Source organism: Enterobacter sp. 61D5, assembly GCF_034107965.1.
Classification (GTDB): domain Bacteria; phylum Pseudomonadota; class Gammaproteobacteria; order Enterobacterales; family Enterobacteriaceae; genus Enterobacter; species Enterobacter cloacae_M.
In genome coordinates, this window is the sequence record NZ_JAWNFK010000006.1 from 226378 (window position 1) to 243231 (window position 16854).

Sequence of the window (16854 nt, forward strand, 5' to 3'; positions counted from 1 at the left end):
TTGGCGTCAGATTGAGCTATATCAACAATAGGTCAACCGTTAAAAAATAGTTCGATAATACTCGTACAATAAGACTATTATAGCAAACGAACGAATGCACGACCATCCTGGTCGTCACAGACAAGTCATAGTGACTAAGGAAATATCATGCCCCGACCCATCCCTCTCGAACGTTATCGCAACATCGGTATCTCCGCGCATATCGATGCCGGTAAAACCACCACCACTGAGCGCATCCTGTTTTACACCGGGATGAGCCACAAGCTGGGTGAAGTACACGATGGCGCGGCAACCACTGACTGGATGGCGCAGGAGCAAGAGCGCGGGATCACGATCACCTCCGCGGCCGTCAGCTGCTTCTGGCCGGGTATGGACAGAGGCTATGAGCCGCACCGGATTAACATCATCGACACCCCGGGGCACGTGGATTTCACCATTGAGGTGGAACGTTCCATGCGCGTACTCGACGGCGCCGTGATGGTGTATGACTCCGTGGGCGGCGTGCAGCCGCAGTCGGAAACCGTCTGGCGTCAGGCCAATAAATATCACGTTCCGCGTCTGGCCTTCGTCAACAAAATGGACCGTCCGGGTGCCGATTTTTTCCGCGTCGTGCGGATGATGCAGGAGCGCCTGAAGGCCAATCCGGTGCCGATTGTCATTCCGGTGGGTGCAGAAGATCATTTCACCGGCGTGGTGGACCTCATCAAGATGCGCACCATTCTGTGGGACGACGCGACGCAGGGCATGGTGTTTACCTATGCGCCCGTGCCGGATGATTTGGTCAGTACCGCTCAGGAATGGCGGGAAAAAATGGTTTCTGCGGCGGCGGAAGCCAGCGATGAACTGATGGATAAGTACCTGGAAACGGGCGACCTGACGGAAGCGGAAATTATCAAAGGGCTGCGTATTCGCACCATCTCGGGTGAAATTCAGCCGATGCTGTGCGGCAGCGCGTTCAAAAATAAAGGCGTGCAGCGCATGCTTGATGCGGTCATTGAGCTCATGCCGTCGCCGCTGGACGTGCCGGCCATTGATGGCGTGGATGAAAAAGGGCAGCACGCGGAACGTCATCCGAGCGATGATGAGCCGTTCTCGGCCCTGGCGTTCAAGCTGATGAGCGACCCGTACGTCGGTCAACTGACCTTTATTCGCGTGTACTCTGGCGTGCTGCGCAAAGGCGACGCGGTGTACAACCCGGTGAAAGGGAAGAAAGAGCGTATCGGGCGTATTGTGCTGATGCATGCCAACGATCGCCACGAGGTGGACGAACTGCGCGCGGGAGACATCGCGGCCTGCGTTGGGCTGAAGGATGTGACCACCGGCGACACGCTCACCGATCCGAATGCCGTGATCACGCTTGAACGCATGGAGTTCCCGGATCCGGTTATCTCGCTGGCGATTGAACCTAAAACCAAAGGCGATCAGGAGAAAATGGGGATCGCGCTGCAGCGTCTGGCGGCGGAGGATCCCTCTTTCCGCCTGCATACTGACGAAGAGTCCGGCCAGACCATTATCTCCGGGATGGGTGAACTACATCTTGAGATTATCGTCGACCGAATGAAGCGTGAGTTTGGCGTCGAGGCGAACATTGGCCGCCCACAGGTAACCTACCGTGAAACACTGCGTAAAACGGTGAAGGATATCGAAGGTAAATTTGTTCGTCAGTCCGGCGGTAAAGGGCAGTACGGCCATGTGGTGCTGAGCCTGGAGCCGCTGGAGCCCGGAAGTGGCTTTAAATTTGAAGATGCCACCAAGGGCGGCGTGGTGCCGCGCGAGTACATCCCGTCCGTTGAGAAAGGGCTGCGGGAAGCGATGAACAGCGGCGTGCTGGCGGGCTATCCGGTCGTTGATGTCAAAGCGACGCTGACGTTTGGCTCGTATCACGACGTCGACTCCTCGGAGATGGCGTTCCGCATGGCGGCGATCCTGGGCTTCAAAGAGGGCGCCCGCAGGGCAGATCCGGTGATTCTCGAGCCGATCATGCACGTAGAGGTGGAAACGCCGGAAGAGTACGCTGGCAACATCATGGGCGATCTCTCCTCCCGGCGCGGCATGGTGCAGGGAATGGCAGAGCAGTACGGAAGCCAGATTATTCGCGCTGACGTGCCGCTGGCAGAGATGTTTGGTTATGCCACAACATTGCGCTCGATGTCCCAGGGGCGCGCGACGTATACGATGGAGTTCCATCATTTTGCGGAAGCCCCGCGGAATGTTGCGGATGAGATTATTACGCGGCGCGCGAAGTAATACGGTCACCCTCTCCCAATAGGGGGAGGGTTTTCTCAATCCAGCGCCTTCACCATCTTCCCGCTCGCGACAAACGTCCCGGCACCAAGATGATGCAGGGTATTCAGCTTATCCCCGTCAAACTGCCAGCGCCCGGCGATAAACGCGCGTTCATCGGCTGCAGCTGAAACCACTTCCCCAAACAGCGTATCGTATTTTTCTGCCGCTGAGGTGACGGGTAATAACCGACATTCCATCCACGCCAGACATTTTTCTTCTATCACCGGCAGGCCAAGTTCAGGACCGTTCACGACCGGGATCCCATAGCAGTTAAATTTGTCCTCATCGCGCCCGCTGACGCTACCGACCGCGTATGTCCAGTTGGCCGCCGCCACGCCGGGGATGACGATGCCAAATTTTCCGCTGCGCTCAATTAGCTCGCGCGACCAGGTGCTTTTATCCACGACTATTGCGATGCGCGGCGGTTCAAACTCAACGGGCATTGACCATGCGGCGGCCATCACGTTGCGTCTGTCGAGGCTTTCATCCCGACTGGTGATAAGCACAGTAGGGCCGTGGTTCAGCAGACGGCTGGCATGACGTAATTCAACAGGGCGAAAGTGGCTCATAGGATCTCCTCATCTACACCGATGAGTATGACGAAAAAGCACGTAAATCAAAGTGGGTGCGTAAAATTAGTTTATAAACAGAACATCTCAATCAAAGGAAACTGATGTATGTCCCCATTTCTGACCGCCTATTTTGCCCGCATCGGCTGGGCGCAACCGACGCGGGTGGATATCGATACCCTGCGCGCGCTGCATTTACATCACAACTGTGCGATCCCTTTTGAGAATATTGATGTTGTTCTGCCTCGCGAAATCCAGCTTGACGATCGGTGCCTGGTCGACAAGCTGGTCACCGCACGTCGCGGAGGGTACTGCTTTGAGCAAAACGGCCTGTTCGAGCGCGTCCTGCGTGAAGTTGGGTTTACGGTGCGTAGCGAGCTGGGGCGCGTGGTATTAGCGAATCCGCCGCAAATGTCGCCGCGCACGCACCGTCTGCTGCTGGTTGAGCTTAACGGTGAGCGCTGGATTGCCGATGTTGGCTTTGGCGGCCAGACGCTGACGGCGCCGATTCGGCTGCTCGCTAATGAAGAACAGGAGACGCCGCACGGGCTGTATCGTCTGCTGAGCGAGGGGAACGACTGGGTGCTGCAGTTCCGTCACCACGAGCACTGGCAGTCGATGTACCAGTTTGACCTGACGACGCAGTATTTCAGCGATTACGTGATGGGGAATTTCTGGTCGGCGCACTGGCCGCAGTCGCATTTTCGTCATCATCTGTTGATGTGTCGCCATCTGCCGGACGGCGGCAAGCTGACGCTAACCAACTTCAACTTTACCCACTGGCAGAATGGCCATGTGGAGGAGCAGATCCATCTGCCGGATGCTGAGGCGCTATACCAGCTGATGCAGGAGCGCTTTGGGCTGGGGGTTGACGATCCGAAGCACGGCTTTACACTGTCAGAATTGACGGCGGTGATGGCAGGGTTTGATACGCATCCGCAGGCAGGAAAATAGCCCGGTGACGGCTACGCCTTACCGGGCCTACAAGGGCTCGAACATAGGTCGGGTAAGGCGTAGCCGCCACCCGACAATATCAAAGGCATACTGATATGGAAATCTTGATTCGGAATAAATTCAGTTCAGCGGGAATGTTGCTCGGGGTAATTGCTCTGCTTCTCTCATTAGTTCAGTTCACCCTCGGTCCGTTTTCTTCAAAGTCGACAGCGCTTGAAGTTGTTGTGGCTGAAAAGGTTTCGGCGGTAAAAAAAGGAATAATGGCTGGTATAAAAGGAGAGCAGCCGACCGTTGAGAAGAAAAAGGAACCGGTAGATATTGACCGGTTACTGATCGCTAGCGGAATAATGTTATCTGTGATGGCATTGGGACTTGCTTTCATTAGTGGCCTGCGTAAAGAGAACAAATGGACCGTGAGTGGGGCACTCTTTTTTTCCGGGGCCACGATCGCTTTCCATGCGGCGCTCCTGGCTTTTGGTCTTATCGCTGCGGTTTTGCTCCTGATGTTAGTTGTTTCAATCATAAGCGGAAGCACTCCGTTCTGACCTTTTAGCCCGGGGGCGGCTACGCCTTACCTGGCCTACAGGGTTCGAACGTAGGTCGGCTAAGGCGAAGCCGCCACCCGACACAGTCAGCGGCGCGATCTCACCATCTGGTACCGACGCGTGAAGTACTCAAACGGCGCGTTCCACACGTGTACCAGGCGGGTGAAGGGGAAGATAAGAACGATCGACACGATGCCGTTGTCGATGGCACCGCTCGGGCAGGAAGCCACGCTGCCTGGCTTGAGGCAGTGCTCGCACTAATTGTAAATTTTATAAAGAATAATATTCCGTTTGGAGTATTAAAATAACTCGAGGGAAATAAGTTTATCGAGATGCTTATTAAATGCCGCGTCGTCCATTTCTGGCATATTCAATACCGTAATCCCATCCAGGCCACATACCAGGCCTATCAAGCGCCAGGCAATATTTTCCGGCCGGTCAGTAAGCGTAAAGGTCCCGGCTTCAGCTCCTCCCCGAATAATCACCACCGTTTCCTGGTGCCACATCTCCATGGTCATCACATAGGCGCCTTTGATATCGGCATCGCGGCTGGCCAGGATTTGCGCCTCACGCCACAGGCGAATATAGGGCTCAAACCTCCCGTCATCGCTGCCGAGCATGGCATGAAGCTGTTCCCGCCAGCCGGCCTGTTTACCCGCGACATCCGCATCCAGCAGCTCGCGAATTAGCCGTACGAAGGCCAGCGATTTTAGTTCGCCGCCGGACGTAAAATGATGATGCACCTGGCCGGTGGCGACTCCGGCCTCGGCGGCAATACGGCGTACCGTCATTGCAGCCAGTCCTTCAGCCAGCGCCACACGCATGGCGGCCTGTAAGATGGCTTCCCGCCGTTCATCCTTGCTCAGATATCGCATGTTTACTCACTCTCAATGGGAATGAAACGAGTGTAACAAAAAGCTGGACATGTGTTCAACTTTACGTAGGATCGCATCCTGGACATGTGTCCATGTTTTAAAAGAAAAGGAAATTTATGTTTCGTCAGTGGTTAGCGTTAGTGATTATCGTGCTGGTGTATATCCCGGTGGCGATCGACGCGACGGTGCTGCACGTGGCGGCGCCGACATTGAGCATGACGCTGGGCGCCAGCGGCAATGAATTGCTGTGGATCATCGATATTTACTCGCTGGTGATGGCGGGTATGGTGCTGCCGATGGGCGCCCTGGGTGACCGCATTGGTTTTAAACGACTGCTCATGATTGGCAGCACGCTGTTTGGCCTGTCATCGCTGGCGGCAGCGTTTGCCCCGTCAGCAGGGTGGCTGATTGCGGCGCGCGCCTCGCTGGCAATCGGCGCGGCGATGATTATTCCGGCTACGCTGGCTGGGATCCGCACGCTGTTTATCGACGCGCGGGATCGTAATATTGCGCTCGGCGTCTGGGCCGCAGTGGGATCCGGTGGCGCGGCGTTTGGCCCGCTGATTGGCGGTATGCTGCTCGAGCATTTCTACTGGGGCTCGGTGTTTTTAATCAACGTGCCGATCGTGCTGGTGGTGGTTTCGCTGGCCGCGCGTTTTGTGCCTCCTCAGCAGGGTCGCCCGGAGCAGCCGCTGAATATCAGCCATGCCATTATGCTGATTGTGGCGATTTTGCTGCTGGTCTACAGTGCGAAAACCGCGCTAAAAGGCGTTCTGTCACCGTGGGTGGTCGCGTCCGTGCTGGTGACCGGCTCGGTGCTGCTGTTTATCTTCGTGCGTATTCAGCTCCGCGCCCGCGTACCGATGATCGACATGCGTCTGTTCTGCCATCGCATCATTTTGAGCGGCGTGGTGATGGCGATGACCGCCATGATTGCCCTGGTCGGGTTTGAGCTGCTGATGGCCCAGGAGCTGCAGTTTGTTCATGGCTTTACGCCGTTTGAAGCGGGAATGTTCATGCTGCCGCTGATGGTGGCGAGCGGGTTTAGCGGCCCGATCGCGGGTGTGCTGGTCGGGCGCTTAGGGCTACGCATCGTCGCCGCCGGCGGAATGGGGCTCAGCGCCCTCAGCTTTATCGGCCTGTCGATGCTCGACTTCAGCACGCAGCAGTGGCAGGCGTGGGGGCTGATGGTGCTGCTCGGCTTCAGCGCCGCCAGCGCGCTGCTGGCCTCGACCTCGGCGATTATGGCCGCTGCGCCGAAAGAGAAAGCCGCTGCCGCAGGGGCGATTGAAACCATGTCCTATGAGCTGGGCGCCGGGCTGGGGATCGCCATCTTTGGTCTGCTGTTGACCCGCAGCTTCTCGGCGTCGATTGACCTGCCGCAGGGGCTGAACGCCTCGCTCGCAGATAAAGCCTCGTCATCCATTGGTGAGGCGATGAAGGTGGCGCAGGATCTGACCCCGACGCTGGCGGAGTCGGTGATTGAGGCGGCAAAAAGCGCGTTTATCACTTCGCACAGCGTGGCGCTGGGCAGCGCGGGCGGAATGCTGCTGCTGTTGGCTGTGGGGATCTGGTTTAGCCTGGCGAAGGCCAGGCCGCAGTAATACAGGGCGCGCGGTTGGCGCGGGTGGGGCAGATGGGCTATGTTTTTTAAAGGATTATCTGACTCTTGCTGGAAAATATGAGCCCTCGCCACAGCAGTGAACCGTCCCAACCGCTCTCCCGGTTAACCCTGCTTGCAGGAGGCGCGCTGGGCGTCGTTTTTGGAGATATCGGCACCAGCCCGCTCTATACCTTCCGCACGGTGCTGTCGCTCTCTGAGCATGACCCTACGCCCGGCGTCATCCTGGGCCTGCTCTCCCTGATAACCTGGACACTCATCCTGGTAACGTCCATAAAATATGCCGCCTTTGCCATGCGAATTGATAATCATGGCGAGGGCGGCATCATGGCCCTGATGTCGCTTCTGGTGGAGAAAGGCAAAGGCGGGCGCTGGGTTATTTTTTCCGCCCTTATCGGCGCCGCTTTAATTTACGGTGACGGCGCGATAACCCCGGCTATCTCCGTGCTTTCTGCCCTTGAAGGGCTGGAGATGGTCATTCCTGAATCTCAGCCGTACATATTGCCCCTGACGGTGGCGGTCCTGCTGGCGCTGTTTCTTCTTCAGCCTTTTGGTACCGCTCGCATAGGGAAAATATTTGGCCCGGTTATGGCGGTTTGGTTTTTGGCGATTGCTGCGCTGGGCGTGCGAGGGATCGTTCAACACCCGTCGGTATTGCTGGCCCTCAACCCTGCGTACGGCATCGCGTTTTTGTTTTCGAACGGGTACACCAGTTTCCTGGTCTTGGGGGGCGTTTTTCTCTGCGTGACGGGTGCCGAGGCCCTGTATGCAGACATGGGGCATTTTGGCAAAAAGCCCATCTGGCTTGCCTGGTACGGCATCGTCTTTCCTTCGCTGCTGCTCAACTATGCCGGCCAGTCAGCGCTGATTCTGGCCGGTGCCGACAGCAAGCAAAACCTTTTCTATACGCTCTGTTCGCCTGTGCTGCAGGTTCCGCTCATCATTCTTGCCGCGCTGGCGACGATCATCGCCAGTCAGGCGATTATCACCGGCGCTTTTTCCATGACGCGCCAGGCTATTCAGCTTGGCTGGTTACCCCGATTACGCATCAAGCAGACGGCGGCGGAAAGCTACGGTCAGATTTATATCGGGATAATCAACTGGCTGCTGATGGGGGTAACCATCGGGCTGGTGGTGTTCTTTAAATCCTCCGATAAGCTCGCCGCCGCGTACGGCATTGCCGTGTCGTTAACCATGCTGATGACCACGGGGCTGCTGTTTGTGGCAATGCGCGAAGTGTGGCGCTGGAGCCTGGCCAGCAGCGCGGTGATTGCCCTCTGCTTCCTGGTGATTGATGCCACCTTCTTGTTTGCCAATCTGATTAAGGTCCTTGAAGGCGGCTATATTCCGCTGCTGATGGCCGCAGCGATTTGTACGGTGATGCTGATCTGGCACCGCGGCGTTAAGGCGGTATCCGCATCGGTGGGCGAGAAGGGCATCAGCGTGGATGCGTTCTTTGCCCAGCTTCAGCAAAAAACGGTGCCCAGAGTGGCGGGCTCCGCCGTCTTTTTGACCCGGACACAGAACAATATTCCGCCGGTCATGCGCTGGCACGTCGCGCGAAACCGGGCGCTACAGCAGGACGTGTTGTCGCTTACCATTGATATTCTGAATGTTCCCTACGTGGGGGAAGAACAACGCATCAGGGTAGAGCAGCGTGCGCCGGGCTACTGGCACGGCGTGGCGCAGTATGGCTTTATGGAACACCCGGACATCCCGCGTTTGCTGCAGGGTGTCAGCGAGATTAACGCGCTTTTTGCCACGGATGACGCCACCTGGTATGTCGGGCATGAAACCATTGTGGCAGGCGAAGGTGAGGCAGGAATGGCGGCCTGGCAACGGCACATTTTTGCGTTCATGAAGCGCAACTGCACGCACGTCATCAACCACTATCACCTTCCCAGCGATCGGGTTGTCGAAATCAGCCGACGCGTTGCCGTTTAGACTCTGGCGAAAGCAGAGCTCCTCTGCTTTCGCACCGTTCTATCTCTCAAGGGCCGCAGACAGAACGCTATGCAATAACACGTTCGCCCCTTTCTCCGCCCACTCTGGCAGGATCCTTTCCGCTTCGTTATGGCTGATGCCTTTCACGCAGGGGATAAAGATCATGCTGGCGGGCGCCATTTTGCTGACATAGCAGGCGTCGTGTCCCGCACCGGAGACCATCGGTTTCGACGAATAGCCCAGTTCCGCCACGGCCTTCTCCGAACGCGCCAGGCATTCGGTATCAAACGCGATGGGCGCGTAGTCAAAAATGCGCTCAACGGCAGCAGCGACTCCGCGCAGGCTGAGGCTTTCAGCCACCTTATGCAGCGCCGCTTCCATGGCTTCCAGCGCCTGCTGCATAGGGTGGCGAAACTCAACGCTGCATTCCACGCGAGACGGCACAACGTTGCGCGAGTTTGGCGTAACCTTCGCCATGCCGATCGTCGCGCGTCCGTCCGGCGCATGCCGATAGCCAATCTCTTCCACCTTCAGCGCCAGCTCTGCGAAGGCGGTCAGCGCGTCGCGGCGGCTGTGCATCGGCGTCGTGCCCGCGTGGGCGGCGAATCCGTCCAGCGTCAGGGTAAACCAGCGCTGGCCCATTGCCGCGCGTACTAACCCGATATCGATGGCTTCATCTTCCAGGATCGGGCCCTGTTCGATGTGCAGTTCGTAGCTGGCGTGAACGGGAAACGCACGGGCAGGGGTTTCACCCCGGTAGCCAATGCTCTCCAGCGCTTCGCCCACGGTAGTGCCTTCGTTATCCGCGCGGGCATGCGCGTACGCTTCGCTAAACTGTCCCGTCCAGACCCCTGAAGAGAGCATGGCCGGCGCAAAGCGCGCGCCTTCTTCGTTGGTCCAGTTCACCAGCACAATATCGCGCTCCGTCTCAACGCGATGGTCATTGAGAGTGCGCAGCAGCTCCAGCCCGGCCAGCACGCCGTAAACCCCGTCGTAGTTACCGCCCAGCGGCTGGGTATCCACATGTGAACCCGTCATGACCGGGGCAAGCTGCGGGTTTTTCCCCGCGCGACGGATAAACATATTGCCCATGCTGTCAACGTCGCAGGTGAAACCCGCGTCCAGCGCCCAGTCGCGCAGCAGGTTACGCGCAATACGATCTTCCTCGCTCAGTGCCAGACGGGTCACGCCGCCGGCGGGCGTACCGCCGATCTGCGCCATCATCTCAAGCGTTGACCACAGCCGTTCGGCGTTGACGCGGATCATGTCTTGTCCTTACTGCTGCGGTAGCGGAAATCACAGCACGAACCACCCTCCATGATGGTGGTCGTGCGGGTCAGCTTTACGTCCGGCGCATAGCCAACGATGAATTTTTCATCGCGCGCGCAGGAGAGCAGATGACCAATTTCGCCCAGCCCCATTTCGTGATACATCTCCGCGTAGCGGCAGCGGGTCACGTTGTAGTTGTACTGCTGGTCGTCGGCGTCGATCACCTTCACGTCCAGGGCGTTATCTTTCTCCCACAGATACTGCAGGGCGATGAAGCTCTTGACGTCCGTGCCGTTGGGTTCTTTGCTGGCAAACGCTTTGCCAGCGTCAATCGCGGCCTGCTCAATGGCCTCGCCAATGACCGCCTGGGCGCGGGTTTTCCCTATCTCGCGCACCAGGATTTCATAAATTGGCTTTATAATTTCTGCTTCAATTTTGCGGCGGGCGAGAATGCCCAGCTCGTTATTATCACTCATCACATTGCCCTCGCTGCGTTACTTCGCTTTTGCGCCACCCAGCACGGTCTGCGGCTGCCATTTGCCGTCGACAACTTTGTAAACGGTGAAGGACGGCGATTTCAGGTTACCTTCTTTATCAAACGCGATCTGGCCGGTGACGCCGGAATAGCTAATGGCGCGCAGGGCGGGCAGATAGTCGGACGGCTCAACGGAGTTTGCTTTTTCCATCGCCGCAACCAGCACGCGGGTGGCGTCATAGGCGAACGGGGCGTGCAGTTCGATATGGGTGTGGTAGCGCGACTGATAAGCCTGCTCGAACGCTTTACCGCCCGGCATCTGGTCAACGGGCAGACCCGGCTCCAGCGCGACCACGCCTTCGCCTTCTTTCTGCGCCAGCTGCAGGAACGTCTGGCTGACAAATCCGCCTGCACCCATCAGGGTGGCGTTCATGCCCAGCTGTTTGATACGACGCGCCAGCGGTGCGGCCTGGCTGTCGACGCCGCCGAAGAAGATCAGATCGGCGTTTTTACTGCGGATGGCGGTCAGCACGGCGCTGAAATCCACCGTTTTGTCATCAACGTACTGACGATCGACAACCTTCACGCCCTGCGCTTCAAGCGATTTAATAAACTGGTCCGCCAGACCCTGACCAAATGCGGTGCGGTCGTCGATCACCGCAATGCGTTTGGCTTTCAGCGTATTAACCGCGTACTGGCCGGCTAGCTGACCGCCGTCGTCGTCGTGGCCCATCACGCGGAAGCTGGTATCAAAACCCTGTTTGGTATAGGCGTGACCGGTCGCGACCGGTGCCACCTGTGCGATGCCCGCATCGTGATAGACGCGTGCGGCAGGAATGCTGGTACCGGTGTTCCAGTGGCCGACAACGCCCGCCACGCCGCTATCCACCAGACGCTGCGCCACGGCCACGGCGGTGCGCGGGTCGGACTGATCGTCTTCGGACTGCAGTTTGAAGGTCACCGCTTTGCCGCCGATGGTCGGGTGCTGCTTGTTAATGTCGTCAATGGCCAGCTGCGCGCCGTTCTCCAGATCCTTACCGATACGGGCAGACGGGCCGGTGAGCGGGCCTGCCAGGCCGATAACCACGGTTTCACCGTCGGCTGCCCACGCGGCCGTCGAGGCAAAACTGCCGAGGAGAATAGCGGCGCTGAGCGCACTGATTTTTACTGTTTTCATTGTATTTCCCTGATGTTGGCTGGTGTTGTTAAACGGGCATTTCGCCCAAATAAATCTGTGCAATCTGGTCGTCATTGAGCAGCGCTTTCGATTCGCCGTTATGGACGATGCTTCCGCTGTCCATCACCCACGCGCTGTCAGTGACTTCCAGCGCGAGACGGGCGTTTTGTTCGATGAGCAGCAGGGCAACGCCGCGCTCGCGCAGGCCGGCAATGACGGAAAAAATGTTTTCGACCATCTTCGGGGCAAGGCCCATCGAGGGTTCGTCGAGGATCAGCAGTCGCGGGCGGCTGAGCAGGGCGCGGTTAAGGGCCAGCAGCTGTTGTTCTCCGCCGGAAAGCAGGCCAGCGAGCTGATGCTGGCGTTCTCCCAGGCGCGGGAAGCGCTCGAAGATCTCGTTCATCTCGCGCTCAACGGTGACAGTGTCACGCCTGAGCCAGGCACCCATCCGCAGGTTTTCCAGCACCGTCATTCGGGAGAAGATCCCCCGGCCTTCCGGGACCATCACCAGTCCGTCACGGAGCAGGGTTTCGGACCTGTGCTTACGCACCGCTTTACCGTTGAATTCAATACGGCCGCTAAAGTTTTCCAGCCCGGTAATGGCGCGCACGGTAGAGCTTTTCCCCGCGCCGTTAGCACCGATCAGCGTAGCCTGTTCGCCCTCGTGCAGGGTAAAAGAGACATCGCGTACGGCCTGAATGCCGCCGTAATGCACGTCCACACGTTCAACCTTCAGTAATTCAGACATAGGCGTTGCCTCCAAGCCAGGCGGCGATCACTGCCGGGTCGCGACGCACGCTCTCCGGCGTGCCGCTGGCGAGCGTTTTGCCGTAATCAAGCACCGTCAGGCGATCGCAGATGCCCATCACCAGCTTGACGTCATGTTCAATCATCAGCAGAGTTTTGCCGTCATCGCGCAGGCGGACGAGCAGCTCGCCGAGCGCCACTTTTTCCGCTGCGTTCATCCCGGCGGCGGGTTCGTCCAGCGCCAGCAGCAGCGGATCCGTTGCCAGCGCGCGGGCAATCTCCAGACGGCGCTGATGACCATAGGCCAGATCGCAGGCGCGGTAGTGGGCGAACTTCGCAATGCCGGTGTACTCCAGCCAGTGCCAGGCCAGCTCCCGGGTCTGTTTCTCTTCTTCACGAGCGCGTTTGTGACGGCTCAGCGCGGCCCACAGGCCGTTACGGGTGCGCACGTGGCGGCCCACCATCACGTTTTCCAGCACCGACATGTCGTTAAAGAGGCGCACATTCTGGAAGGTGCGTGCGATCCCGGCGGCGGTGACTTTCTCAATGTGCTTTGGGAAATAGGGCTTGTCGGCAATGGAAAATTCACCGCTGTCCGCCGGATAAAGCCCAGTGATCAGGTTAAAACAGGTGGTTTTTCCCGCCCCGTTAGGACCAATCAGGCCGTAGATCTCGCCCTTGTTCACGGCGATCGAAACGTCATCCACGGCGGTAAGCCCGCCGAAGCGTTTGGACATGTTGCGCACGGTTAACAGACTCATGTATTCACCTCCTTGTGGCGTACCGGCCAGATCCCGGCAGGACGCACCAGCATGACCAGCACCAGTGCCAGGCCGTAGAACAGCTGACGCAGCACTTCCGGGTCAATCAGTACCGTACCGAACAGCGCCTGCTGAACCGGAGCTGCCTGACTGCGCAGCAGTTCCGGCAGGGCGGTAAGCAGTACCGCGCCGAGGATCACGCCCGGAATGTGTCCCATCCCGCCCAGCACCACCATCGCCAGCACGGCAATGGATTCCTGTAACGTGAAGGATTCCGGGGAGACAAAGCCCTGGAACGCGCCGAACAGGGCTCCCGCCACGCCGCCAAAAGAGGCTCCCATCGCAAAGGCCAGCAGCTTATAGTTACGCACGTTGATGCCCATCGCGCGAGCCACATCCTCATCTTCACGGATGGCGTGCCAGGCACGACCAATACGGGAATGCTGCAGGCGCAGGCAGACAAAAATAATCGCCACAATCACCAGCATCAGCAGGTAGTACCACAGCCACAGCGCGGGCACTTTGAAACCTAACCAGTGGTATACGCCGCTAAACTTCAGGCCGAACAGATTCAGCGTATCCACCCCGGTAATGCCCTTCGCACCGTTGGTGATGTTCACCGGACGGTCGAGGTTGCGCATCAGGATGCGGATGATTTCGCCAAAGCCGAGGGTCACTATCGCCAGGTAGTCCCCGCGCAGCTTCAGCGTGGGAGCGCCCAGTAAAATGCCGCAGACCGCAGCGACGAGCGCCGCCAGCGGAATAATCAGCAGATATGAGGTGTGCAGTCCGTCCGGGAACCAGACGCCGAGGATCGGGAAAACCTCCAGCAGGTGTGGGGAGGCCAACAGCGCGGCGAGATAGGCGCCGACCGCGTAAAAGGCGATAAACCCCATATCCAGCAGACCGGTATAGCCCACCACAATATTTAGCCCCAGCGCCAGCATGATGTAGAGCAGGGCGAAGTCGATAACGCGCACCCAGTAGTTGCCGCCAAGCTGCGTGGCCACCACGGGAGCAACCAGCAGCGCGAGGCAGAACAGAACCATGCCTGACCAGAATTTGCGCGTCGCCGCCGGGGTTTGTAGTTGAAGCGTTGTCATTGTTTCCCTCACGCCCTGTGCGCTACGCGCTCGCCCAGCAGGCCTGCCGGACGGAAGACCAGCACCAGAATCAGAACCATGAAGGCAAAGACGTCCTGATAGTTGCTGCCGAAGACGCCGTGGGTCAGTTCACCCAGGTAACCTGCGCCCAGCGCTTCGATAATGCCGAGCAGGATCCCGCCAATCATTGCGCCACGAATGTTGCCAATGCCCCCCAGCACGGCGGCGGTAAAGGCTTTTATCCCGGGCAAAAAGCCCATCGAGAAGCTGGCGTTGCCGTAGTTGCTGGCCATCATGACGCCTGCCAGCGCGGCGAACACGCCGCCAATGGCGAACGTCAGGGTAATAATGGCATTGGGGTTAACCCCCATCAGCGTGGCAACGCGCGGGTTTTCCGCCACGGCGCGCATGCCGCGCCCCAGGCGGGTGTATTCAACCAGCAGCCATAGCCCGGTCATCACCGCAAGCGCCAGCGCCACGGTAACAATGCCGGTGACGGTCACAATGGCGGGGGGATGCAGTTCGCTTCCTGACGTCACGGCGATCGGCTCCATGGGCAGGATCTGCCGGAACATCAGCGGGTTGCGCGTCCAGATAATCATCGCCACGGTTTGCAGCAGGACCGAGACGCCGATACCCGAGATAAGCGGTGCCAGGCGCGGGGCGTTGCGCAGTCGACGATAGGCAAAGCGCTCCACGGCCATTGCCAGCAGGGCGCAAACGGCCATGGCAATCACCAGGGCAACGCCAAGCTGCAACAGCAGCGGCATGTGAGGGAAAGTGGCGTTCAGGGCGTTAGTGGCGGAAAGGGTGGTGAGCGCACCGACCATCAGAATATCGCCGTGAGCAAAGTTAATAATGCGCAAGATGCCATACACCATGGTATAGCCCAGCGCGATCAGCGCGTAAATGCTGCCCAGCATCACACCGTTGATCAGTTGTTGTATGAGTGTATCCAACGTCTGTTCTCGCAAAGTCTTTTTTCTGTGGCTACCATCCGATAAATGAATTAAATTGTAAAATACACATATATTATTTCTTATGATAAACCGCTATTGCTTTATCTTTATGATTTATATAAAGATAATGTAATCTCGCATTAAGGTGAAAAGCCTAAAGAAATCAACATATGAATAAAATAGAACAATCGCCAGGTTTGTCTGCGTATGCAGACAGCCGTCTGGCAAACGACCCGCCGCTTCGGGCCGTCCGGGCCTTTGAGGCCATCGCCCGGCTGGGCAGCGTCACGCTGGCCGCGCAGGAGCTGGATATCTCACCGTCGGCGGTCAGTCATCAGCTCAAGGTCCTCGAAGGGTATCTGCAAATGCCGCTGACGGAACGTCAGGGGCGCAGGCTGGTGCTGAGCCAGCACGGACGTGAATATTACCGTTCGATCCGTGCGGCGTTTAACGTGCTGCGCCAGGCAACGGAGCATCTGGCCGAGCAGGCACAAACGCGTCAGGTCACCATCAGCCTGATCCCGCTTTTTGGCATGGGGTGGTTTATCCCGCGTCTGCCTGATTTTATGCGTGCCAACCCGCAGACCGAGATCAACGTTGTGTATGCCAACCATCGTAACTATCTGAGCGATGCGTCGGATATGTCGATTCGTTTTGGTAACGGCCAGTGGGCGGGCTATCAGAGCGAAAAGCTGATTTCCGGACAGATGGTTCCGGTGTGCAGCCGCGCGTTTTTGCGCATTCATGGCCATATCGATACGCCTGAGCAACTGCTGCAAATGCCGCTGCTGCATGATGAGGAGCGCACCAGCTGGCCGCAGTGGTTTCAGTTGCAGGGGGTAAAACGATCTCTGCGGCGCAGCGGCCCCCTGTTTGAAGACGGGCTTTTGACGCTGGCGGGCGTGCAGGCCGGGCTGGGCTGCGCGCTGATGCGCGAGCCGCTGATCGCGCCTTATCTTGAGAGCGGCGAGCTGGTGAAGATATTTGACTTACCCATTGACGACGGCCGCGACTATTATCTCTGCACGCGTTCGGATTCAGAGATGACCGAGGACGGTAAGCTGCTGCAAAACTGGCTTCGTCGGGCTGCAGGCGTCGAACCGCTTACGGCGTAAGCAGGCAGTGTTTATCAAGCGCTTCAATTTCCGAACCGCTGTAGCGTGCGTATTGCCCGGTCAGGCCAAAGAACGCAGGCTGGGTTTCGGTGTAGATTTCCGCGGCGAGCACCAGCCGGCGTCGCTCATCTTCACCCATCTCAAGCAGCGTCCAGGGAATGAAATAGCGCGACGTTGAGGTCAGTTTGAACCACAGCGGGCAGCCGCAGCCGGGACAAAACCAGCGTTCGCCGCGCGCCGATGACGCGAAATGAGAAGGGGCGATAGAGTCTTGCTCAAGAAGCGGTTCGCCCTGCGGCTCAAGATACATGGCAATGCCGCCCGACCACTTCTGGCATTGGGTGCAGTGACATGCGTATACGTCAAAATTATTGAGGCTCACGCTGAACTGACTCATTCCGCACAAGCAGCGTCCTTTGAATATGTGCATGGCGTACTCCTTGTTGACGCCAGA

The 16854-nt window shown here is 58.1% G+C and carries 16 protein-coding genes and 1 pseudogene; 6 read left to right on the forward strand and 11 right to left on the reverse strand.

Annotated features, from left to right (window positions below):
* Positions 1-147: 147 nt before the first annotated feature.
* Positions 148-2247: an elongation factor G gene (fusA, locus tag UTM25_RS06280; protein WP_194399321.1), complete on the forward strand. Its 2100-nt coding sequence runs from the start codon at positions 148-150 to the stop codon at positions 2245-2247.
* Positions 2248-2282: 35 nt separating this feature from the next.
* On the opposite strand, the gene UTM25_RS06285 is transcribed toward fusA, so the two are convergent.
* Positions 2283-2855: a flavin reductase family protein gene (locus tag UTM25_RS06285; protein WP_033145657.1), complete on the reverse strand. Its 573-nt coding sequence runs from the start codon at positions 2853-2855 to the stop codon at positions 2283-2285.
* 108 nt (positions 2856-2963) lie between these two features.
* On the opposite strand from UTM25_RS06285, the gene nhoA reads away from it, so the two are divergent.
* Entirely contained in the window at positions 2964-3809 is an 846-nt protein-coding gene (gene nhoA / locus UTM25_RS06290; RefSeq protein ID WP_194399320.1) for an N-hydroxyarylamine O-acetyltransferase, read from the forward strand.
* Positions 3810-3904: 95 nt separating this feature from the next.
* Positions 3905-4354: a hypothetical protein gene (locus UTM25_RS06295; RefSeq protein WP_194399319.1), complete on the forward strand. Its 450-nt coding sequence runs from the start codon at positions 3905-3907 to the stop codon at positions 4352-4354.
* An 86-nt stretch (positions 4355-4440) separates the two neighbouring features.
* On the opposite strand, the pseudogene UTM25_RS06300 reads toward UTM25_RS06295, so the two are convergent.
* Both UTM25_RS06300 and UTM25_RS06305 read right to left on the reverse strand, forming a co-directional pair.
* Positions 4441-4545, reverse strand: a pseudogene (locus tag UTM25_RS06300) (respiratory nitrate reductase subunit gamma); the annotation flags it as partial.
* Positions 4546-4653: 108 nt separating this feature from the next.
* Entirely contained in the window at positions 4654-5229 is a 576-nt protein-coding gene (locus UTM25_RS06305) for a TetR family transcriptional regulator (RefSeq protein WP_194399318.1), read from the reverse strand.
* Positions 5230-5345: 116 nt separating this feature from the next.
* Here UTM25_RS06305 and UTM25_RS06310 point away from each other — a divergent pair, with 116 nt between their 5' ends.
* On the forward strand, positions 5346-6833 hold the full coding sequence (locus tag UTM25_RS06310) for an MFS transporter (protein WP_194399317.1): 1488 nt from the start codon (positions 5346-5348) through the stop codon (positions 6831-6833).
* A gap of 77 nt (positions 6834-6910) precedes the next feature.
* Positions 6911-8794: a potassium transporter Kup gene (locus UTM25_RS06315; RefSeq protein ID WP_194399316.1), complete on the forward strand. Its 1884-nt coding sequence runs from the start codon at positions 6911-6913 to the stop codon at positions 8792-8794.
* Positions 8795-8833: 39 nt separating this feature from the next.
* Here UTM25_RS06315 and UTM25_RS06320 read toward each other — a convergent pair whose 3' ends face one another.
* From UTM25_RS06320 to UTM25_RS06350, 7 genes are read right to left on the reverse strand one after another with little or no spacing between them, the layout of a single operon-like run.
* Entirely contained in the window at positions 8834-10060 is a 1227-nt protein-coding gene (locus tag UTM25_RS06320; protein WP_194399315.1) for a Zn-dependent hydrolase, read from the reverse strand.
* Positions 10057-10539 (reverse strand): L-2-amino-thiazoline-4-carboxylic acid hydrolase, encoded by a 483-nt coding sequence (locus UTM25_RS06325; RefSeq protein WP_194399314.1) that lies wholly within the window; start codon positions 10537-10539, stop codon positions 10057-10059. Before UTM25_RS06325 ends, UTM25_RS06320 begins: the two co-directional genes overlap by 4 nt.
* A gap of 18 nt (positions 10540-10557) precedes the next feature.
* Positions 10558-11715, reverse strand: coding sequence for a branched-chain amino acid ABC transporter substrate-binding protein (locus UTM25_RS06330; RefSeq protein ID WP_194399313.1), 1158 nt, complete (start codon positions 11713-11715; stop codon positions 10558-10560).
* A gap of 28 nt (positions 11716-11743) precedes the next feature.
* Entirely contained in the window at positions 11744-12463 is a 720-nt protein-coding gene (locus tag UTM25_RS06335) for an ABC transporter ATP-binding protein (protein WP_194399312.1), read from the reverse strand.
* On the reverse strand, positions 12456-13223 hold the full coding sequence (locus UTM25_RS06340; RefSeq protein WP_194399311.1) for an ABC transporter ATP-binding protein: 768 nt from the start codon (positions 13221-13223) through the stop codon (positions 12456-12458). Before UTM25_RS06340 ends, UTM25_RS06335 begins: the two co-directional genes overlap by 8 nt.
* Entirely contained in the window at positions 13220-14326 is a 1107-nt protein-coding gene (locus UTM25_RS06345) for a branched-chain amino acid ABC transporter permease (protein WP_063439031.1), read from the reverse strand. The genes UTM25_RS06340 and UTM25_RS06345 overlap by 4 nt, the downstream gene beginning before the upstream one ends.
* A gap of 8 nt (positions 14327-14334) precedes the next feature.
* Positions 14335-15285, reverse strand: a complete 951-nt coding sequence (locus UTM25_RS06350) for a branched-chain amino acid ABC transporter permease (RefSeq protein ID WP_194399310.1) — start codon at positions 15283-15285, stop codon at positions 14335-14337.
* A gap of 170 nt (positions 15286-15455) precedes the next feature.
* Between UTM25_RS06350 and UTM25_RS06355 the strand changes: the two genes are divergently transcribed.
* On the forward strand, positions 15456-16400 hold the full coding sequence (locus UTM25_RS06355; protein ID WP_194399309.1) for a LysR substrate-binding domain-containing protein: 945 nt from the start codon (positions 15456-15458) through the stop codon (positions 16398-16400).
* Here the strand turns inward: UTM25_RS06355 and UTM25_RS06360 are convergent.
* Positions 16390-16830 (reverse strand): GFA family protein, encoded by a 441-nt coding sequence (locus UTM25_RS06360; protein WP_045399961.1) that lies wholly within the window; start codon positions 16828-16830, stop codon positions 16390-16392. The genes UTM25_RS06355 and UTM25_RS06360 overlap by 11 nt on opposite strands.
* Between the last annotated feature and the right edge of the window lie 24 nt (positions 16831-16854).

Bases quoted from the DNA above. Each gene is read 5' to 3' on its own strand.
- fusA (WP_194399321.1), top strand. From the start codon at position 148: ATGCCCCGACCCATCCCTCTCGAACGTTATCGCAACATCGGTATCTCC.
- UTM25_RS06285 (WP_033145657.1), bottom strand. From the start codon at position 2,855: ATGAGCCACTTTCGCCCTGTTGAATTACGTCATGCCAGCCGTCTGCTG.
- nhoA (WP_194399320.1), top strand. From the start codon at position 2,964: ATGTCCCCATTTCTGACCGCCTATTTTGCCCGCATCGGCTGGGCGCAA.
- UTM25_RS06295 (WP_194399319.1), top strand. From the start codon at position 3,905: ATGGAAATCTTGATTCGGAATAAATTCAGTTCAGCGGGAATGTTGCTC.
- UTM25_RS06305 (WP_194399318.1), bottom strand. From the start codon at position 5,229: ATGCGATATCTGAGCAAGGATGAACGGCGGGAAGCCATCTTACAGGCC.
- UTM25_RS06310 (WP_194399317.1), top strand. From the start codon at position 5,346: ATGTTTCGTCAGTGGTTAGCGTTAGTGATTATCGTGCTGGTGTATATC.
- UTM25_RS06315 (WP_194399316.1), top strand. From the start codon at position 6,911: ATGAGCCCTCGCCACAGCAGTGAACCGTCCCAACCGCTCTCCCGGTTA.
- UTM25_RS06320 (WP_194399315.1), bottom strand. From the start codon at position 10,060: ATGATCCGCGTCAACGCCGAACGGCTGTGGTCAACGCTTGAGATGATG.
- UTM25_RS06325 (WP_194399314.1), bottom strand. From the start codon at position 10,539: ATGAGTGATAATAACGAGCTGGGCATTCTCGCCCGCCGCAAAATTGAA.
- UTM25_RS06330 (WP_194399313.1), bottom strand. From the start codon at position 11,715: ATGAAAACAGTAAAAATCAGTGCGCTCAGCGCCGCTATTCTCCTCGGC.
- UTM25_RS06335 (WP_194399312.1), bottom strand. From the start codon at position 12,463: ATGTCTGAATTACTGAAGGTTGAACGTGTGGACGTGCATTACGGCGGC.
- UTM25_RS06340 (WP_194399311.1), bottom strand. From the start codon at position 13,223: ATGAGTCTGTTAACCGTGCGCAACATGTCCAAACGCTTCGGCGGGCTT.
- UTM25_RS06345 (WP_063439031.1), bottom strand. From the start codon at position 14,326: ATGACAACGCTTCAACTACAAACCCCGGCGGCGACGCGCAAATTCTGG.
- UTM25_RS06355 (WP_194399309.1), top strand. From the start codon at position 15,456: ATGAATAAAATAGAACAATCGCCAGGTTTGTCTGCGTATGCAGACAGC.
- UTM25_RS06360 (WP_045399961.1), bottom strand. From the start codon at position 16,830: ATGCACATATTCAAAGGACGCTGCTTGTGCGGAATGAGTCAGTTCAGC.